Here is a 16,875-nt window from a genome sequence, read left to right as displayed (position 1 = left end):
CTCTGGTCTAGGAATCGTCCTCAGATCTGCCGCCCGCCCCCATTCCCTGGAGGGATCGGTGGACGGCAGACCCTTCGAACGGCTCGTTTACGAGTACGGCGCACGTCTTCCTTGAGTACCGCAGGCTGAAGCGCGGTGCGGGGCCTCAAGATGAGGGTGCGCGAGCTGGACGCCCGCTTCCGGCAGATCGGGAAGCTGGAGAGGCTGTGGGGGAACGAGGCGCGAGAAGGTGGGGATGACGGAGGGCGTCCTGACTCCGCCAGAAGTCGAGGGGCCGGCCTCAGAGAAGCTTCAACTGGTGGAGGATCTATGGGACGACATTGCATCCACTCCGGATGTGGTGTCGATGCCTGCATCCAGGGCATAGTACGCAACCCCGAAATGCACTCGGTCGTTTAAAGGCACTACCGCCGCGCGTTGGTGAGGCGGTTTCCATACGCCGTGTCTCATGACTACACCAAAGATACGATGATCGTGTGATAACCCTCGGAAATGGCGATTGCGTCTATCGTGACTCGCCGGCCTGACACGGGCATCCAGCGTACGGCCGAAGGTGGCTGGGTACTTCGACTGAAGGCTGACAAGCGGCGCCGCTGATGCCCAAGTCGTTAGGCGGCGAAAACATGAGATATGGAATGGGCACTCGGCTGCCGCCTCCTCTCCTTCCGTACAGCCTGAGTGCGGACAGACCATGAGTATCAAGGCTGGCCTGGACGCCAAGAGTGCCGATGGACAGACGGACGGGGATCTTGCGTTCGCCGGGTGGTGACCACGTGAACCAATGCCTACATCCGGCAAGACGCTGGATGATCCCGGATCGATGTGCCAAAGGAGGGCGTGGAGGCGTGGCCAGGGAGATCACGTGGACCGTTGATTCAGCGGATTGGCAGCAGAGCGTCCTTGCAGCCGCTGGCGCGTCGATTCGACGGATAACCACAGAAGCGGAGGCTTGCATGGACTAGGCTCGTTCCTCGCGAAACGACGCGTTGATCTCGGACGCGGAAGATCAGGTCGTGTAGCCAAGAGACCGTGATCGAAGTCAAGAGACGCTCTCCGGGCCGCCTGCTGCCCTTCGAGAGCCCGTACGGGCCGAGGACCTTCGCCCGCCATCACCATGAGGTCAGGTGATGGAACGCGTGGGATAGGTCGAGGCGGCGGCGCCGCTGGTCTCCCTTGGGATTGGTGCGTGGCGCGCCACGCCTGGTCTTCCCCCCAGCGTGCGCGTGCTGAAGGCACGGCAGTCCAAAGGGTGCTCGTAGTAGATCGAAGAGGGTGAGCACTGAGGCACGCTTCAACGGGCTTAGGGCGCTCAGTTCCTGCAGTCCTGCGTGTACGTAGCCATCCCCAGGATCGCGGGAGAACCACTCTGGGGGTTGACATGTACAGTCTGGGACCCGTGTTCAGTGCGGGCTCCAGCCGCCCACCACGGGGCCCACAATGCTCTCCAGGACAAGGACGGACCCGGTGACCCCCATCACCGCCCGCGCTCCCTGGGGCTAAAGATGTCGCCCACGGTGGCACGGGGCATGCTCAGCATGGCGCCGGCGCGGTTGCCCACGATCTGGTTGGTCTCCTGGACGACCCTCTCCCGGCGCGGCCGCAGTCGCGCCCGCTCTACCACCTCTTCCGCATGACCCACCCCGGCGCCACCTTCCTGAAGGGAGAACCCTTGCAGAGGTTCCGCACGCCGTGCGGGGTGTCTTTTGGGGCTCTACGGATCGGGTCCATCACCCCGGCCCGTGCGCGTGCCACGCCTGGTCGAAGAAGGCCAGCTCGAGGCGCATGGCCGTGCGGTAGTGCGCCGCGAGCCCGCGGTCGCCGGGATCGCAGGCGTCGAGAAGACGCTCCAGGCGCCGGGTCAGGTCTTCGATCTCCTGGGACGCGTAGGTCTCCACCCACTCCCGATAGGGGCTCTCGGCCTTCGTCACCGGCTGGAGCGCTTGCCCCAGGTGGGCGTAAAGGCGCATGCAGGGGGTCATGGCAGCGACGATGCGGCCGACGGGCTCGCTCCAGGCCACCCGCAGGAGGAAGTCGGTGTAGGCCTGGGTCGCGGGAGCCGGTTGGGGGGCCAGATCGACGTTCCAACGGCGCGCATACTGCTGGTGCAGCCGGAGCTCTTCAAAGACGCCCTCCATCAGGTCCCGGAACTCCAGCATGGTGGATCGGTCGGGCGCTTTCGCCAGGGCGAGGGCGTAGGCGCGGGCGTAGGCTTCGAGATAGAACGCGTCCTGCCCCACGTAGAAGGCGAATCGTGGCCGGGGCAGTTCGCCGGAGGCGATCCCCTGGACGAAAGGGTGGTCACGACAAGCCCGGGCCAGATCCTGGTTCTCCTCCCACAGCCGGGTGGAAAGGCCCATGCATCGATGCCTCCCTAAAGGTATTACCTCCTCCGGCGAGGCGGCCCGTTCGTCCTGAGGCTCACAAGAGGTGGTGGCTCTGGCTCCGTCCTCGTGGCCGCGAGGCCTTGGCCCCTGGCGAGATCCTTGTGGAGCCGCCCCATGAAAGGCGATGCCGCGGGGACCTCCGGATCCTGGTAGAGCGCCTCGATGGTAGGGTTGTAGCTGGCCGCGATCGTCCGCTGCTTCTGCTCCTCCCGTCCGGCCAGGTAGCGGACCAACCAGGTCGCCGCCTCGGGGTTTCGGGAGTACTTGGAGACCATGAGCTGCCCGCCGCCCAGGGTCGCGGCGGCTCACGGCGAGCGTCAGGGTCACACCCGAGAGGTCCGGCCACTCCCCCTGGGCCTGGACCGAGCCAAGAGCCAGCAGCACCGCCGCAGTCACCAGAAGGATGCCGGCGAGGCGCCCGCCCTGCCGTCTCCGCTGTAGGACTCGAAGGAGGTCAGCCTTGGGCAGATGTCGGAGATCCTTGGCCGCCGAGCGCTTGAAGACGAGCTCATAGCTTGCCATGAGCCTTCAACTCATTTAGCAGGGCCTCATAGGACAGGGTGGGCTCCTCAGCGCGCTCCTCGAACGCGGACAAGTCCTCTTGGTCCTCGCGGAGGACTTCTCGGAGCGCGTCGTTCAGGATTTCAGACGGGTCCATCCGGTACACCCGGTACACCTCCAGCCAACGCTACGACGCCTCGTGGGAGCGCCCTGGCTCGAGCCCTGGCCGCGGCCCGCGCCTACGGCCTGCCCGTCGCTCTGGGGTACGCGCCGGTGGCCGCGGCCTACGGGCTCCTGGCCCGGCAGGCAGCACCTCACAGGGGCAGGCGACTCACGATCTCCACCACGAAGCCGTCGGGATCGGCCGTGGTCGCGCTGCGTACCCCCCAGGGCTGATCCTTCGGTCCTTTATGGAAGGGAAGCCCCTTGCGCCGGAGTGCCTCGTACGCCTGGTCGACGTCGTCCACCACGAAGTGGAGGTTGACGGGCGGCCTCTCGGGCACGCCGTCGCCTCGGTGCAACCCCAGCCGTAGGTTGCCTGCGTCCAGGAGGACGAAGTGGGGCGAGCGCTGGACGACCGGGAGCTCGAGCAGGTCGTGGTAGAACCGCACGCTCCGCTCGAGATCGGTCACGAAGAGGGTCACGTACTCAACGCCCTGGATCATGCGCCTCCCCCCCAGAGATGGCTCCCGGCTTCCTTCCCCCGTCTGGCACCCCTCACAGCCTGGATCTGGCACGTCTGGTTCCCCATCGAGGACCCGCGGTCCTGCCACCCGCCTCCGGGACCGGAGCCGAGGCAGCACGATTCCTTCGAGGCGGCGCTGCGCCGGTACCTGGGGGGCGAGCGCCAGGAGCTGCTGGACCGGCTCGGCTTCACAGGCTCACGCTGGGTCTTCGTGGGCGTGCGGGGCCGGCAGATGAGCGTGGACGAGCTGGGCGCCCGCTTCCACCAGATCGCCAGGCTGGCCGGCCGTCGAGAAGCCGGCAGCGCTGTGCGGCAAGGAGACGCGGGATGGTGAGGAGTGACGCCAGCCGCGGAACCCGGGGCAGGCGACGACGCTGAGCGTTGTGACGAGTCGTGCCTAGTCCATCGCTCTACCCCCAGGCATGGAATACCAGGCTAGCCGAGTTCGTCTCCTCAGGCGCGACCCTGATTGGACATGCCATAGGAGCCACGAAGGCGGTATGATAAAGACAATGGCGCCGGGCGATGACACCGGGGAAAAGGGGTGAGGGAATGGCGGGCCGTCGCCTAACAGGCTACCAGCCTCTTACCATCAGACGGATCGCCGATCGGATCCGCACCGGCGAGGAGCCGTGGATCTCGATTCGGGAGTTCCTGGATGACTTCTACGCATCGGACGATGAACGTCGCGCCAGCCTGATCGCGGCGCGCCCCGAGTACGTAGGGGACCAGCGCTTCGACGCGTACCTGGCGGCGCTGGCTGAGCACCTTGCCATGCACTACAACTTGCCGGTCCCGCCTTGGGTCCACGAGTCCCAGCGCTTCCTGGAGCGATTCTGGTTCCCTACGAGCATCCGTAGTTTACATGCCACGTGTCTTGTCGAGAGCCCCGCGTCCTTTCGTCGCCGCGGGATCTTCGTGGATCACACGGAACTGGAGCGCTGTTAGCGACTGGAGGGTCGTTCTTGGATCGTTCCGAGATGATCCAGTACCTCACAGCCCTGTCCGAGATCCTCGCTGCTCGCGGAATCAAGGGTGAACTGTACTTGGTGGGAGGCGCAGCCATGGCCCTCGCGTACGATGCGCGACGGAGTACGAGGGACATCGACGCCGTGTTTGCGCCTAAGGACGAGGTCTATCGCGCGGCTCGCGAGGTGGCAGCTCAGTTCGACTTGCCCGACGCATGGCTCAACGACGCCGTCAAGGGTTTCCTGGCCGGGCCGGATCCGGAGGCAACGTCCGTGCTGGACTTGGCGGGGCTGCGAGTCCTGGCGGCCTCTCCACGGTATATGCTGGCCATGAAGCTCCTGGCAGCCCGACGGGAAGACGAAGCGGACATCCGCTTCCTGCTGAGGCACCTTCAGATCCGAGACGTCGACGAAGCCCTGCAGGCTGTTCTCGACGTCTACCCGGAGGCTCAGATTCTGCCCCGTACCCGCTACATCGTGGAAGAGATACTGCTGGCGCCGGGGGGAACCGGGTAGTTGACAAGGATCTCCTGAGCTTGGGAAGCGTTGGGCGTGCCAGTGGATCTCTACGACTCCGTGCCTCTCCTTGGCCCGACGTCGCTCTTCATGGAGCGCCACGCGTGCCACCCGGCGGAGCGCTTCGAACCGGCGGTACGGGTTCTCACGACCGCCGTCCTTCATCTTCGCGGCTAGCCTGCGGTCGAAGTCCGCCTCGCGGCGGGATTGGACCTCCACGTGGACCAGGAAGCCCGCCCGCCTGGGCTCGGCGGCGCGCGGGGCACGAAGCGGACGCGGGCGATCACGTCCAACCGGCGGTGCGAGGAAGCGGCCCAGGAATCCTGGCGGTCCTGCCTCAGAGAAGACGTACCGAGCTGGCTGGCCAGAGGTGTGAGGCGTCAGCAAGAAGGATGGCCTGTACCTGGCCCCCCACGTCCGTCTGGGGGATCCGGCGAGGGGCGAGAAGGGCGATGCCGGTGAACGGCCTGCCCGCTTGGTACCAGCGGGCAGCGAGGGGGATGAAGTCCCGTGCGTTGAAGGTGACGAGGATACGCTCGTCCGAAGAGGCACGCGCCAGCTGCTCGTCGTCCGTACTGCCATTCATGCCCACCTCATGAGACGAAACGGCGTCCACGCGCACGCGCCGAAGCTGTCTCGCTACCTCGCTGCTGAGGTCCTCGTCCAGGTACCACTTCATGGCTCGGGTTCGAGGCCGGTGAGGTACGGGTACCTTCGACGGAGCTCTGTCTCGTCGAGAGCCTCGTTCTCTTGGATGGCCGCCTCGATCTCGTCTGGGAAGCGTTCGGCGTAGGCTAGCGCATCCCGCACACCACGCTCCGACAGGTGCGGGAACCTGTCGAGCAGCGCTCCGACCGATCCCAGGCTTCGCCACAGGGAGACGACCTCCCACACCGCAAGTCCGGTCCCGGCCACGGTGGCCTGGCGACCCGTTGGGGCGTCGAGAAAGACGATCCCGGGGCACTCCCGCATACGAAGAGCTTCCTCCACGAGGTCGCGCAGGAGGTCCGACGATCGCTGCCGTCGAAGACGCTGCTCTCGCAGGAAGCGCTCCGCCTGATCGTCTGGCATCCGCACGCTGATCCGCCGCGACATGGTCATCTTCGTCACCTCAGGGCTCACTGTATGACAAAGACGACGCTGCTACAACGCCAAGGCGCCCGCGTACCGCCCCCTCTTTCCTGGTGATGGACAAGGTGCTGTGCGGTATGCCCATGGACCTCATACCAACCGATGCCGAGGACTTCCGGAAGAGGGCGGCCCTTCCTGGTTCAATCATCCGGGCGGCCCTGCGCGAAGGGAAGGTGCTGTATGAGCGACGTACCGGCTGAGCGTGTGGCAAAGGCCACCGAGTGGTTGGAGTTCGTCCGTGCCACCATCGAGGAGTCCTCCGGGGTGGGTCCGCTGAGAGCGGAACGCCTGGTCCTCCGGGACGCCGAGGGGGAGCTCTTCGGCGTCCGCGGGCAGTCGGCCGAATTCGATGCGTTCGTCCACGACGGCCGGGCACGGACGTGCGGGCCATGGACGAGGTCCACTTCCAGCAATACGGCTCTCGCTGCCGCATGTGGATTCCGCCCGAGGATAGGGATCCCGTCGTCTTGCACTCCCCGACCCGTCGGAGCGTGGGATGCTTCGGCGCGGTCCGCCTGCGGGACGGAAAGTTCCTGTACCGGCGTGAAGTGGAGCGCTTCAACGCCCTGTCCTTCTGGGCCTTCCTCAAGGAGCTCTGCCGGGTGGCCCGTCGCACTCGCCGTCGAGTGGTAGTCATCCTCGACAACGCGTCGCCTGCGACGGCACAATGGCTCCTTCCCGGAGCTGGAGAGCGTGATTGCTACCGTGGAGGACTCCTTTGACGACTGGGAGCGCGGCAGCGAAACCCTCCGGCGGTTCTACGCAGTGAAGTAGTCACCTTCTTCTCCCGCCTCGCCCGTCCGGCGCCCCGGCACCTGCCGGTTTTCTCCACGTCGGTCCCGTCCACCACCAAGGTGACCTCCCGGGGGAAGACACCGAAGCGGGCCAGTTACTGGATGGCCTGATTGAAGAAGGCCGCGGCCTCCCGGAGGATCAGGTCGGCGGGGAAGTTGGCCACCATCTGGGCACTGAAAGGCTTCGGGGGTTCCTTGCCCTCGCCACGCTTCTCCTCAGATCGCCGGCAGAGCCCTTCTTCCAGCCAGCGGGCGCTGAAGCCCAGGAGCTTCATGATGGTGGGGTCGCTGGAGAGCAGGGCGGGCATCGCATGGAGGTGCTCGATGCCCGGGAGCGTCTTGATCATGTAGGTGAGGAGGATGAGGGAGGCACGGACCATGAAGCGCTCCCGGCGGCTGGGACGCAGGCGCTCCAGGTAGTCGAGGAAGCCGATCTCCCTGAGGAAGGCCATGAGGCCAATTCCCACCGCCCACTGGCCCCGACCCGAGGTTCTTTCGCGCCGCTCCGCCACACTGGGGGAAGGCCTATGTCAAAACCCCAGCATGTCCAGGGGAAGAAGCAGGAAACCGGCTCAAGGGAGCGAAAGACCTTGTGAGAGCGAGTGCATATCCATCTGGACTAATGTGGCTCATAGAGGCATGTAATCGATTCCATGCACTGGCGCGGGGTTGGTGAACAGTGGCACGGCGCTCATCGAGACGTGGGACCATCCAGGAAGTCGCCCGGCTGGCGGGGGTCTCTCCGGCGACCGTCTCCCGTGTGGTGAATAACAGCCCACGGTGCTCGCCGGAAACTCGCAAGCGGGTGTTGGACGCGGTGGCCCAGATCGGCTACGTTCCCGACCATGTGGCCCGCAGCCTCAAGACGGGGAACGTGGGCGAGATCGCGCTGGCGGTGCCCGACATCGGGAACCCCGTCTACGTCGCGATGGCCAAGGCGGTGCAAGAGGTGGCTGCCAGGCGAGGCTGGTGGCTTTCCCTCGCGAGCACCGAGGGCTCGCAGACCGAGGAGCTGCGTGCCCTGCGCGCCTTGGCCGGGCGCCGCATCGACGGCCTGATTATCACGTCACTCACCGTGAGTGCTGCCTTCTTGCGCGAGTTGGAGCCCGTTCAGGGGCGCGTCGTCGTCATCGGGCGTGTCCCTGATGAAACGCCTGTCGACAATGTCCGGGTCGAGTCCGAAACCGGGGCCCGCCTGGCCGTCGAGCACCTCATCGACCTGGGGTGCCAGAGGATTGGGTTCATCAATGGCATGAAGGGCACCGTCCCCTCCACTTCACGCATCAGCGGCTACAAGCTGGCCCTTGGTAGCCGGGGACTTGAATACTCGTCCAACCTGGTCGTCAACAGCGACTTCACCATCATGGGCGGCTACGAGGCCATCGACCGGCTCCTGGAACAGTGTCCCGACCTGGACGGGGTCTTCGCCGCGAACGACGCCATGGCTATCGGGGTCCTGCGGAAACTACGCGAGCGAAGCATGCGCGTGCCCGACGACGTGGCCGTCATCGGGATGGACGATATCGACCTCTGTCGAATTGCCACTCCCACGCTGTCGACTGTGACGCTGCTCGCGGCCGAACGTGGGCGGATTGCCGGTGAACTCCTCCTGGATCGGGTCGAAGGCCGCGAGCGCGGCGAGTGGCAACGGGTGACAGTCCTCCCCAGGCTCCTCGTGCGGGAGTCGACGAGCTTGCTCCGTAAGGAGCAGCGAGGCACAGCGCGCCAGGGTCCGGGAGCAGGGAGGCCGCATTCATGAACGGCAGAAGCCGTATCGGGCCCTCGTGGTGGCTCCTGATCCCCGCGGTCCTGCCCATTCTCTTGCTCTCCGTAATCCCACTGCTCGAGGGCATGTATCTGGGGTTTACCGACTACCGCCTCGGGCCCGGCCAGCCTGAGTTGAACGGCCTCGAGAACTACCGGTACATGCTGATGGACTACACGTTTTGGTCCTCCTTCCGAACGGGGGCGATCTGGGCCCTCAGCGTGACGGGCGGGGAGATCATCCTCGGCTTGGGGCTCGCCCTACTGCTCAATGCTCGGCTGCCCCTGCAAGGGCTAGCCAGGGTACTGATCCTGATTCCCTGGGCCATGCCGCCGGTGGTGAAGGGCTTGGTCTGGCGGATGGTCTACCATCCCACCATCGGTCTCTTCAACCGGGCCTTGCTCGATCTGGGCGTCCTGGAGACCCCCGTCAACTGGCTGGGCGATTATACCTGGACGCTCCCAGCCGCTATTGTCGTCGGGATCTGGGCAGGGTTGCCGCTGGCCGCGGTGATGCTCCTGGCCGGCCTCCAGACCGTCCCGCAGGAACTGAAAGAGGCCGCCGCTCTCGATGGGGCCTCTTCCTGGGGCCAGTTCTGGTACGTGGTACTCCCGCTGCTCGTTCCGGTGATCGTCGCGCTCGGCACCATCGAGATGATCTGGAACTTCAACTCCTTCGGCCTGGTCTACGTCCTGACCGAGGGCGGGCCCGGAGACACCACGAGGCTGCCCATGCTCTATGCCTACGAGGAAGGCTTCCGCTACGGCAACCTCGGTTACGCTGCAGCCCTTGGTAACGTGATGGTGTTCGTGATGCTCCTGCTGATCTTCTTCTACGTGCGGCGCTCGAGCCGTGAGGTGGCGTAGGAACCGCCGGCACGGTGTTGGGAGGGGCTCGTATGGCATGGATGAAGCGGGCGGTACGAGTGGGGCTCTTCCTCCTACTCATGCTCTATGTAGCCTTCATGGCCTTCCCCTTGCTCTGGCTGGTGCTCACGTCGCTCAAGACCCAGGTAGAGGTGGTGATGGCCACTTCCTTCTGGCCCCAAAGCGTTCAGTTCGAAAACTACCGGGATGCGCTCTTTACTCAGGGCATCTTCCAGAGCGTGAAAAACAGCTTGAAGGTGAGCCTCGTCACAGCCCTAGCGACCCTGGCCGTCGCAGCTCCGGCCGCTTACGTCTCCGCCCGGCGAGGCGGCCTGGTGGAGAAGCTGTTCCGGGGCTGGATATTGGCGAGCCAAACCTTTCCCCACATCCTGATTATCGTGCCGCTCTTTCTCATTCTCGCCGCGATGGCGCTGACCAACACCCACGCCGGGTTGAGCCTGGTCTACGTGGTCTCGAACCTTCCGTTCGTGCTCTGGATGCTCTTCGGCTACGTCCGGTCCGTTCCCGTGGAGCTGGAAGAGGCCGCGGCCGTCGACGGGGCCAGTGGAACCCAGACCCTTGCCCATATCCTCGTTCCCCTGATGGTTCCGGGGCTGGTGGCCACGGGCATGTATGCGTTCATCACGGCGTGGAACGAGTTCTTCTTTGCCCTGGTGCTTCTGAAGGAGCCTGATCTGCTGACCATCCAGGTCAACCTGGCGCGTTTCCGGGGTGTTGAAGGTTTCGTACGATGGGGACCGCTGGCGGCTGGCAGTGTTCTGGCTACCTTGCCTGCCCTGGCCGTTTTCGCCGTCGTACAACGGGGCCTGATTGCGGGGCTCATGGCAGGAAGTCTGAAGCAGTGAGCCTGCACGCAGGCCCGGAGGGTGTCCTGAGCACAAGGCAGGATGCCGCGAACGCATGGCTGGCCGGCAATGAGGCAACTAAGCGAGAAAGGGGAGGTACTGATGAGGGCATTTCGATATCTGGCCGTGGCGCTGGTCCTGTTGCTGATGGTCACTGCGTTGACACCGTCTACCTCGGCGCAGAGTCCGGTGCGGTTGCGCTTCGTGAGCCTCGCGTGGCAAGAAGACGCGATCGCCGCTGTGAAAGAGCTGGTACAGGCGTGGAACTCAACCCACCCCACCATCCAGGTGGAGTACCAGCAGGTCGACTGGTCCTCCATCCACGACTACCTGGTTACCTCGTTCCAGACCGGCGATGTGCCCGACATCTTCCATTATGAGTCGCCCCAGGTGCTGGACTTCGGTCGGATGGGCTACTTGACTGACCTCGCGCCGCTGATGTCCGATGATCTGCGCAACGACGTCCTTCCCAACTTCTGGAGGACGGTGAGCGTCGATAATGCGGTCTACGGCGTTCCCTACATCGTCGAGCCGTTTGTCATTCTCTACAACCAGGACCTCTTCGAAGAGGCTGGGATCCAGGTCGATCCGAGCCAGGCCGTGACCTGGGAGGGGCTGCGCGAGATGGGGCGCCAGCTGACCAAGGACGTCAACGGTGATGGCCGCATCGATCAGTACGGGGCCGGCCTCGCCCTCCGGAACCCCGCCAATCGCATCCTCAACCTGAGCATGGCCTTCGGTGGGCAGTTCTTCTACCAGGAGGACGGCCGCTGGGTGATCCGGGTCGGCGAGAACGAACTGGCGCTGGCCAGGACCCTGCACGACATGATGTACGTCGACGAGTCGCTTGCGAAGGACGGCGTGGGCTTGAGCAGCTCGGAGCTGATGGCCGGCTTCATCCAGGGCCGGTATGCCATGATTCCGGGCGTGGGTGCCTTCACCCGCCATGACCTGGCGGCCCTCGCCTCGGAGACGTTCCGCTGGGGCGTGCTGCCCCACCCGCGGGCGACCACGGCGCGCCAGGGTGCCGTCTCCCAAACGCTCAGCATTCCGGCGGCGTCCAGGCACCCGCGTGAGGCGATGCAGTTCGTCGAGTTCCTCATGAACACGGAGAACATGGCGAAGCTGGCCCACAGCGACTGGCTCTTGCCCACCAGGAAGTCGTCGCTGGGGCTATCCATCTTCACCACCGAGGAGTACGGCTGGGATGTGGTTAGTGCGTCGGCCGTGAATCTCGCCATGGCCAACTGGCAGATCGTTCCCGGCTACGAAGAGGTGCGGTCCAAGGTGCTCAACCCCTTGCTGCAAGAGTACTTCTACGACCGCATCACGGAGGAGCAGCTGGCCCAGCGGATCGAGCTGGAAGGGAACCGAATCCTGGAGCGTTACCGGTAAGCGCCCCGCTGCCGTATCGGATGCCGCGGGCGTGAGCGCGACTGAGACGCTCACGCCCGCACCCCCCAGTTTCACGGCGAGCCAGGGCCGTCCTGGCATCCCTGATCTGTCGAGGAGGAGCCGAAGATGTTGAACGGGCGTGAAGCACTTGCCAAGGATCGAGCGCTTGCCGTCTCCAGGAGCAAAGGTTGCTTACTCGGACTGGCTATCGGGGATGCCCTGGGGGATGCCGGAAGGAACACCGAGCTTCGGAACCGCTACGGCATCGTGACCCACCTCCCGGAAGGCGTCAGCGGGACGGACGACACGGAGTTCGCGGTCCTGACGGCCCGAGTCTTGCTCGACAGCCAGGGGGAACTCACCCGCGAGGCGGTCCTGGACGCCTGGCACCGCTACGTTCTCGACCAGGGCGGCGTTCATGACCGGGCGGGGCGGCCCATCCACGGTGCCGCCTACAATCTCCGCCGGGGCATGAGGCCTCCCCTGTCCGGGATGGACAACGTGATGAACAACGACGATGGGGCCGCGATGCGGGCCGCGCCCATCGGCATCGTCGCGGCGGGTGATCCGGAGCGGGCCGCGCGGCTTGCGTCCATCGATGCCGAGATCAGCCACGCTGGGGACGGACTCCACGCCGCACAGGCGGTCGCCGCCAGTGTGGCCGTCGCCATGGCTGGCGGCACGGTGGACGAGATCGTGGCGGCAGGGATGGCTTGGGTTCCCGAGGAGAGCTGGCTCGGGCGGGCCATGCAGAGGACCCTGAAGATATGCGATGAGAAGGGTGCGATCCGGGCGGCCTGGCAGAGCCTTCATGATGACCTCTGGACGCCGCTCCACGCTGTGAGCGCGGAGGCCATCCCGCAGGCCTACGCGATCTTGCGGCTCACCGAAGCCGATTTCGAGACGGGCCTCTTCTGGGCGGCCAACTTCGGCCGCGATGCCGACACCATCGCAGCCGTCGTCGGCGCGGTGTGCGGTGCTCGGGCCGGTGCCGGCGTGCTTCCTGAGCGGTGGATCGAGGCGGTCCGGCGGCCCGCAGGGGTTACCCTTCGTTTCGCCGCCGGGGAGGATCTCGTGAGCCTGGCCGAGGGCTTGGCCGGCCTGATCCAGTGAAGGTTCTTGCGACGTGTTACGGGAGGAGCTGAACGGAGTGGGAACGCAGCCTGATCTCTTCGACCGCATCTACGGTAGCCTGGCCGGTCTCGCCTTGGGAGATGCCCTCGGGTTTCCGGCCATGTACCACCGGACCCTCCTCGGGCGACCCAAGAGCCGAGCCCGGCTCCGGATTTGGACCGAGGTGGGCGATCAACACAACGTGATCGTCACCCAGATGCCCTACACCATCGCACGGAACCCGCGCGTCCTCGACGTCTGCCCCACCGACGACACCGAGTGGGCCCTCTTCAGTGCCCAGATCCTGCTCCGGTACGGATCCACCCCCACGGCTCAGCAGTACCAGCAAGCCTGGCAAGAGGAGGTCGTTGTCCGGGAGACGTCGGTCCGGTCTGGCGTGAGCGAGCGGGCTGCCATCGAGAACTTCAAGCGGGGTCTCCTGCCTCCCACCACGGGGAACGACAACCCCCACCACTACGACGACGGCGCTGTGCGCCGGGCGGTGCCCATTGGCCTGGTCCATCCGGGGGATCCGGCGACCGCTACCACCGTGGCCGAGCGGGACGCCTCGGTGACGTCGGCCGAAGACGGCGTATGGGCGGCCCAGGCGATGGCCGCTGCTCTGGCGGAGGGGGTGTCGGGAGCGGAGATTCCCCGCATGATCGAGGCTGCGCGGCGCTTCATGCCCGAGGGATCATGGCTTGCGTACAACACCGCCCGAGCGCTGGAACTGGTCCCCCGGGGAACCAGCCCGGCCGACGCGCTCGTGATTCTCCATGATCAGTTCTTGAGCCGCATCTACAACTATCCGAACGTGGCGCCCGAGACCGTAGCCCTGGCGTTGGCCCTCCTGTCCATGGAACTCGGTTCGGTGCAGGAAGCGCTGCTGATCGCCAACGCGTTCCACCGCGCCGCCGAGTCGATGCCCGCCTGGGTAGGCGCCCTGTACGGGGTCGTCTACGGGGCTTCGACCATCCCCGCCAGCTGGTTGGGTTCGACCGATCGGTGCAAGGGGATTTGCCTGCCTCAGATGGCAGGTGTTTCGGTGAAGGATGTCGCCACGGAACTGGCCGGGTTGGCCCGCAGGCAGGACTGAAGGAGGGGCTGAGGGAGCATGGCTGCGAGTGAGCGGACGGACCTTTTCCAGCACGGGTACGGGGCCCTGGCGGGGCTGGCTGTGGCGGACGCCTTGGGGGCATCCACGGAAGGGAGCGACCCGGCCACCATCCGGGCGACCCACGGGCGGATCACAGGCTTCCTGACCGACGACCCGGCCGGCACCGACGATACCGAGTACGCGATGTTGACCGCCCAGATCCTGCTCAAGTATGGCAAGGATGTGCGGCCGGAGGACGTGGCCCGGGAGTGGACCCAGACCCTGATCCACCAGCAGGAGTTCCAGAAGGGCGGCTTCAGCGAGGTCTGCGCGGTGGTGAACCTCCGGCGCGGCCTGAGCGCGCCGGCGACGGGACGGTACAACTATGAGATGTGGAGTGACGGCGCGGCGATGCGGATCGCCCCTGTGGGCGTGGCCTGTGCCGGATCGCCCATTGAGGCAGCGAAACTGGCGGCCATCGATGCCAGCGTGAGTCACCACCGGGACGGCATCTACTGCGCCCAGGCCGTCGCCGCGGCGGTGGCGGAGGCCATGGTGGCTGACGATTCCGATGCGGTCATCGATGCGGCCCTGGCGGCCATTCCCCAGGACTCGTGGTCCTTCCGGGCCATCCAGCGGGCGGTCGCGATCGGCCGCAGGTACTCGGATCCCTTTGAGGCGCTCGAGGAGCTCTACCAGGAGGCCACCATTCCGTACTACGTGTGGGCGGACATGGCCCCCGAGGCAACAGCCCTCGCGTTCGGCCTGGTCGCCAGCTCCCGGTGCCAGTACGTGCCCTCGGTGCTGGGGGCCGCCAACCTGGGACGGGACGCGGACACCATCGGGGCCATCGCAGGCGCCATCTCGGGGGCGTTCCAGGGTGTCCAGGCGATCCCCCAGGAGTGGCTCGCCAAGATCGACACGGTGAAGGGCGTCTGCATCCATGCCACCCGCGGGATGCGAGTCTCGGAGATCGCCCGGCAGCTGGTCAGCCTGGCCGGGAGGTCCTGGCAGAAAGAGCGGGGGGAAGGGTGAGACCGGTGGAGAACGTCCAAGAGCTCCGAATCTACTCGGCTACGTCCTTCCTGGGCCACGGGGTGGATGCGGTGTCCCTCCAGAAGGCGCTGGAGTACGGGCTGCACGTCATCGTGGCCCAGGGGACCACCACCGACGCGGGGCCCTACTACCTGGGCAGCGGTAAGCCGGTGATGGCCCGGCAGGCCCTGCAGCGGGACCTGGAGCTGATCGTCGGCGCGGCCCGGCAGGCGAAGATCCCGTTCATCTGCTCGGTGGGCGGGGCTGGGGCGAATCCCCATGTGGAGCTGGCCCTTGAACTCCTCGAAGAGTCAGCGAGGCTGCACGGCTGGTCCCTCACCATCGGCGTGGTGTGGAGCGACGTGGACCAGGGATGGCTCCTCGAACGCCTTCAGGCGGGTGTGGAGATGCCCCGCCTGGTCCCGGTCGACCGCTTCCCTGAGCGGCTGGATGCCGGCACGGTCAAGGCTAGTACACGCATCGTAGCGCAGGTGGGGCCCGAGGTCTTGGTGCGACTCCTGGAGGAGCATCCCAACCTCGACGGCATCATCACGGGGCGGGCGCTGGACATCGGGCTCTACGCAGCGCTCCCCTTGCGTTACGGGTTCCCCCGGGCGCTCAGCATGCACTTCGGCAAGGTGATGGAGGACGGCGCCCTCGCAGCCGATCCCGGCAGCGGCAACGACGGTCTCTTGGGCTTTCTCCGGAGGGACCACTTCGAAGTGGTCCCGGTCAACGAGGCCCGGCGCTGCACGCCGGCCAGCGTGGCCCTCCATGCCTTCTACGAGCGCCCAGACCCCACCCGCGAGGCCAACCCCGGGGGGGTGCTGGACGTGTCGAGCGCCCGCTACGAGCAGGTGACGGACCGGAGAGTCCGGGTTGCGGGCGCCCGGTGGATCGAGGCCGACGAGTACCGGGTAAAGCTGGAAGGGGTTCGGCGGGTCGGCTTCCGCTCCATCAGCATCGCGGGTGTGCGGGATCCCCGGTTCATCGCCGCTTCCGAACAGATCGTCCGCGATTGCTACGACGCCGTCCGGGAGTACTTCGCATTCCTCGGGGAGCAGGCCTACCATTTCAGCATCCGAACCTACGGCAGGAACGGCGTGCTGGGCCCGTCCGAGCCTGTGACGGGAGGCGAGCCTCACGAGATCTGCCTGTTGCTGGATGCGGTCAGCAGCGACCAGGAGAGAGCCGACAGCATCTGCTCCTTCGCCAGTTCATTCCTCGCCCACCACGGGTTCCCGGGACGGCTCTCCACGGCCGGCAATCTGGCCATCCCCTTCTCGCCGGGCAGAGCCATCCCCGTGGGGGAGGTCTATCAGTTCAGCATCTGGCACGCCCTGCCGCTAGAGGATCCAGGAGAGCCCTTTCAGACCGAGATCAGGGTGATAAACCGATGAGACGAGTGCTGCAAACTGCTATGAGGAGTGGCTCAGTGTGAAACTCACGGAACTGGCCCGGATCATCCGTAGCAAGAATGCGTCACCGTTCATCACCACCGTCGATGTGATCTTCACCGACGAGGCTGCCTTCGAACGCGCGAAGACGTCCGGGGTCCTGACGCGGGAGAACATCGCGGCTCTCTACCGTGTACCGCCCAGTAGCGTCCTGGGCGTCTGGTTCGTGGACCTGTGTCTGGCGGCGAAGGCATCCTTTCTCAAGCCCTTGGCTTCCGATGAGTTCGATAGCGCTGACCTCTACGGTGCCCAACAGCACGTGCCCATGCTCGAGCTCGACATTCCCTGAAGGACGGTGGCGGT

General features: G+C 65.8%; 20 protein-coding genes and 1 pseudogene. 13 read left to right on the top strand and 8 right to left on the bottom strand.

The features are described from left to right. Positions 1-235: 235 nt before the first annotated feature. Positions 236-367: an addiction module protein gene (locus LIP_RS20585; protein WP_407936410.1), complete on the top strand. Its 132-nt coding sequence runs from the start codon at positions 236-238 to the stop codon at positions 365-367. 1,107 nt (positions 368-1,474) lie between these two features. Here LIP_RS20585 and LIP_RS18580 read toward each other — a convergent pair. The 5 genes and pseudogenes from LIP_RS18580 to LIP_RS10700 form a co-directional block, all read right to left on the bottom strand. Beyond that, positions 1,475-1,639: an MFS transporter gene (locus LIP_RS18580; RefSeq protein WP_144440441.1), complete on the bottom strand. Its 165-nt coding sequence runs from the start codon at positions 1,637-1,639 to the stop codon at positions 1,475-1,477. 88 nt (positions 1,640-1,727) lie between these two features. Further along, positions 1,728-2,357 (bottom strand): TenA family protein, encoded by a 630-nt coding sequence (locus LIP_RS10710; RefSeq protein ID WP_068137996.1) that lies wholly within the window; start codon positions 2,355-2,357, stop codon positions 1,728-1,730. Positions 2,358-2,380: 23 nt separating this feature from the next. Then, positions 2,381-2,659, bottom strand: coding sequence for a hypothetical protein (locus LIP_RS10705; protein ID WP_068137994.1), 279 nt, complete (start codon positions 2,657-2,659; stop codon positions 2,381-2,383). 233 nt (positions 2,660-2,892) lie between these two features. Next, positions 2,893-3,021 (bottom strand): annotated as a pseudogene (locus LIP_RS18575) (CopG family transcriptional regulator); the annotation flags it as partial. Between the two features lie 178 nt (positions 3,022-3,199). Further along, positions 3,200-3,550, bottom strand: a complete 351-nt coding sequence (locus LIP_RS10700; protein ID WP_082726200.1) for a VOC family protein — start codon at positions 3,548-3,550, stop codon at positions 3,200-3,202. A gap of 572 nt (positions 3,551-4,122) precedes the next feature. Here LIP_RS10700 and LIP_RS10690 point away from each other — a divergent pair. Both LIP_RS10690 and LIP_RS10685 read left to right on the top strand, forming a co-directional pair. Next, the gene (locus LIP_RS10690; protein ID WP_068137985.1) at positions 4,123-4,518 is read left to right on the top strand and encodes a type 1 periplasmic-binding domain-containing protein; all 396 of its coding nucleotides are present in this window, start codon (positions 4,123-4,125) and stop codon (positions 4,516-4,518) included. Positions 4,519-4,535: 17 nt separating this feature from the next. Then, positions 4,536-5,054, top strand: coding sequence for a nucleotidyl transferase AbiEii/AbiGii toxin family protein (locus LIP_RS10685; protein ID WP_198409504.1), 519 nt, complete (start codon positions 4,536-4,538; stop codon positions 5,052-5,054). A 337-nt stretch (positions 5,055-5,391) separates the two neighbouring features. Here LIP_RS10685 and LIP_RS10680 read toward each other — a convergent pair whose 3' ends face one another. Both LIP_RS10680 and LIP_RS10675 read right to left on the bottom strand, forming a co-directional pair. Then, a complete protein-coding gene (locus LIP_RS10680; protein ID WP_068137981.1) occupies positions 5,392-5,733 on the bottom strand; it encodes a DUF5615 family PIN-like protein in 342 nt (113 codons plus the stop codon). Further along, positions 5,730-6,155: a DUF433 domain-containing protein gene (locus tag LIP_RS10675; RefSeq protein WP_082726199.1), complete on the bottom strand. Its 426-nt coding sequence runs from the start codon at positions 6,153-6,155 to the stop codon at positions 5,730-5,732. The genes LIP_RS10680 and LIP_RS10675 overlap by 4 nt, the downstream gene beginning before the upstream one ends. Before the next feature lie 419 nt (positions 6,156-6,574). On the opposite strand from LIP_RS10675, the gene LIP_RS20580 reads away from it, so the two are divergent. Continuing rightward, positions 6,575-6,907, top strand: coding sequence for a transposase (locus tag LIP_RS20580; RefSeq protein ID WP_082726198.1), 333 nt, complete (start codon positions 6,575-6,577; stop codon positions 6,905-6,907). A 167-nt stretch (positions 6,908-7,074) separates the two neighbouring features. On the opposite strand, the gene LIP_RS10670 is transcribed toward LIP_RS20580, so the two are convergent. After that, a complete protein-coding gene (locus LIP_RS10670; protein WP_068137977.1) occupies positions 7,075-7,431 on the bottom strand; it encodes a hypothetical protein in 357 nt (118 codons plus the stop codon). A 227-nt stretch (positions 7,432-7,658) separates the two neighbouring features. Between LIP_RS10670 and LIP_RS10665 the strand changes: the two genes are divergently transcribed. The 9 genes from LIP_RS10665 (at position 7,659) to LIP_RS10625 (ending at position 16,861) form a co-directional block, all read left to right on the top strand. After that, positions 7,659-8,738 (top strand): LacI family DNA-binding transcriptional regulator, encoded by a 1,080-nt coding sequence (locus LIP_RS10665; RefSeq protein ID WP_082726197.1) that lies wholly within the window; start codon positions 7,659-7,661, stop codon positions 8,736-8,738. Then, positions 8,735-9,610: a carbohydrate ABC transporter permease gene (locus LIP_RS10660; RefSeq protein ID WP_068137971.1), complete on the top strand. Its 876-nt coding sequence runs from the start codon at positions 8,735-8,737 to the stop codon at positions 9,608-9,610. Before LIP_RS10665 ends, LIP_RS10660 begins: the two co-directional genes overlap by 4 nt. A 32-nt stretch (positions 9,611-9,642) precedes the next feature. Next, entirely contained in the window at positions 9,643-10,476 is an 834-nt protein-coding gene (locus LIP_RS10655) for a carbohydrate ABC transporter permease (protein WP_198409503.1), read from the top strand. 102 nt (positions 10,477-10,578) lie between these two features. Then, on the top strand, positions 10,579-11,871 hold the full coding sequence (locus LIP_RS10650; protein WP_158509651.1) for an ABC transporter substrate-binding protein: 1,293 nt from the start codon (positions 10,579-10,581) through the stop codon (positions 11,869-11,871). A gap of 126 nt (positions 11,872-11,997) precedes the next feature. Beyond that, on the top strand, positions 11,998-12,984 hold the full coding sequence (locus LIP_RS10645; protein WP_082726195.1) for an ADP-ribosylglycohydrolase family protein: 987 nt from the start codon (positions 11,998-12,000) through the stop codon (positions 12,982-12,984). Positions 12,985-13,021: 37 nt separating this feature from the next. Beyond that, complete coding sequence (locus tag LIP_RS10640; protein WP_068137966.1) at positions 13,022-14,080, top strand: ADP-ribosylglycohydrolase family protein; 1,059 nt, start codon at positions 13,022-13,024, stop codon at positions 14,078-14,080. A gap of 18 nt (positions 14,081-14,098) precedes the next feature. Then, the gene (locus LIP_RS10635) at positions 14,099-15,115 is read left to right on the top strand and encodes an ADP-ribosylglycohydrolase family protein (protein ID WP_068137963.1); all 1,017 of its coding nucleotides are present in this window, start codon (positions 14,099-14,101) and stop codon (positions 15,113-15,115) included. Between the two features lie 5 nt (positions 15,116-15,120). Continuing rightward, positions 15,121-16,515 carry an acyclic terpene utilization AtuA family protein gene (locus LIP_RS10630; protein WP_068137961.1) on the top strand — a complete coding sequence of 465 codons (1,395 nt, stop codon included), beginning with the start codon at positions 15,121-15,123 and terminating at the stop codon, positions 16,513-16,515. A gap of 37 nt (positions 16,516-16,552) precedes the next feature. Continuing rightward, positions 16,553-16,861 carry a DUF4387 domain-containing protein gene (locus LIP_RS10625; protein WP_068137957.1) on the top strand — a complete coding sequence of 103 codons (309 nt, stop codon included), beginning with the start codon at positions 16,553-16,555 and terminating at the stop codon, positions 16,859-16,861. Positions 16,862-16,875: the final 14 nt, after the last annotated feature.

Source organism: Limnochorda pilosa (assembly GCF_001544015.1).
GTDB lineage: Bacteria > Bacillota > Limnochordia > Limnochordales > Limnochordaceae > Limnochorda > Limnochorda pilosa.
The sequence above is the reverse complement of the archived record's forward strand: the minus strand, read 5'-3'. Positions and strand labels throughout refer to the sequence as shown.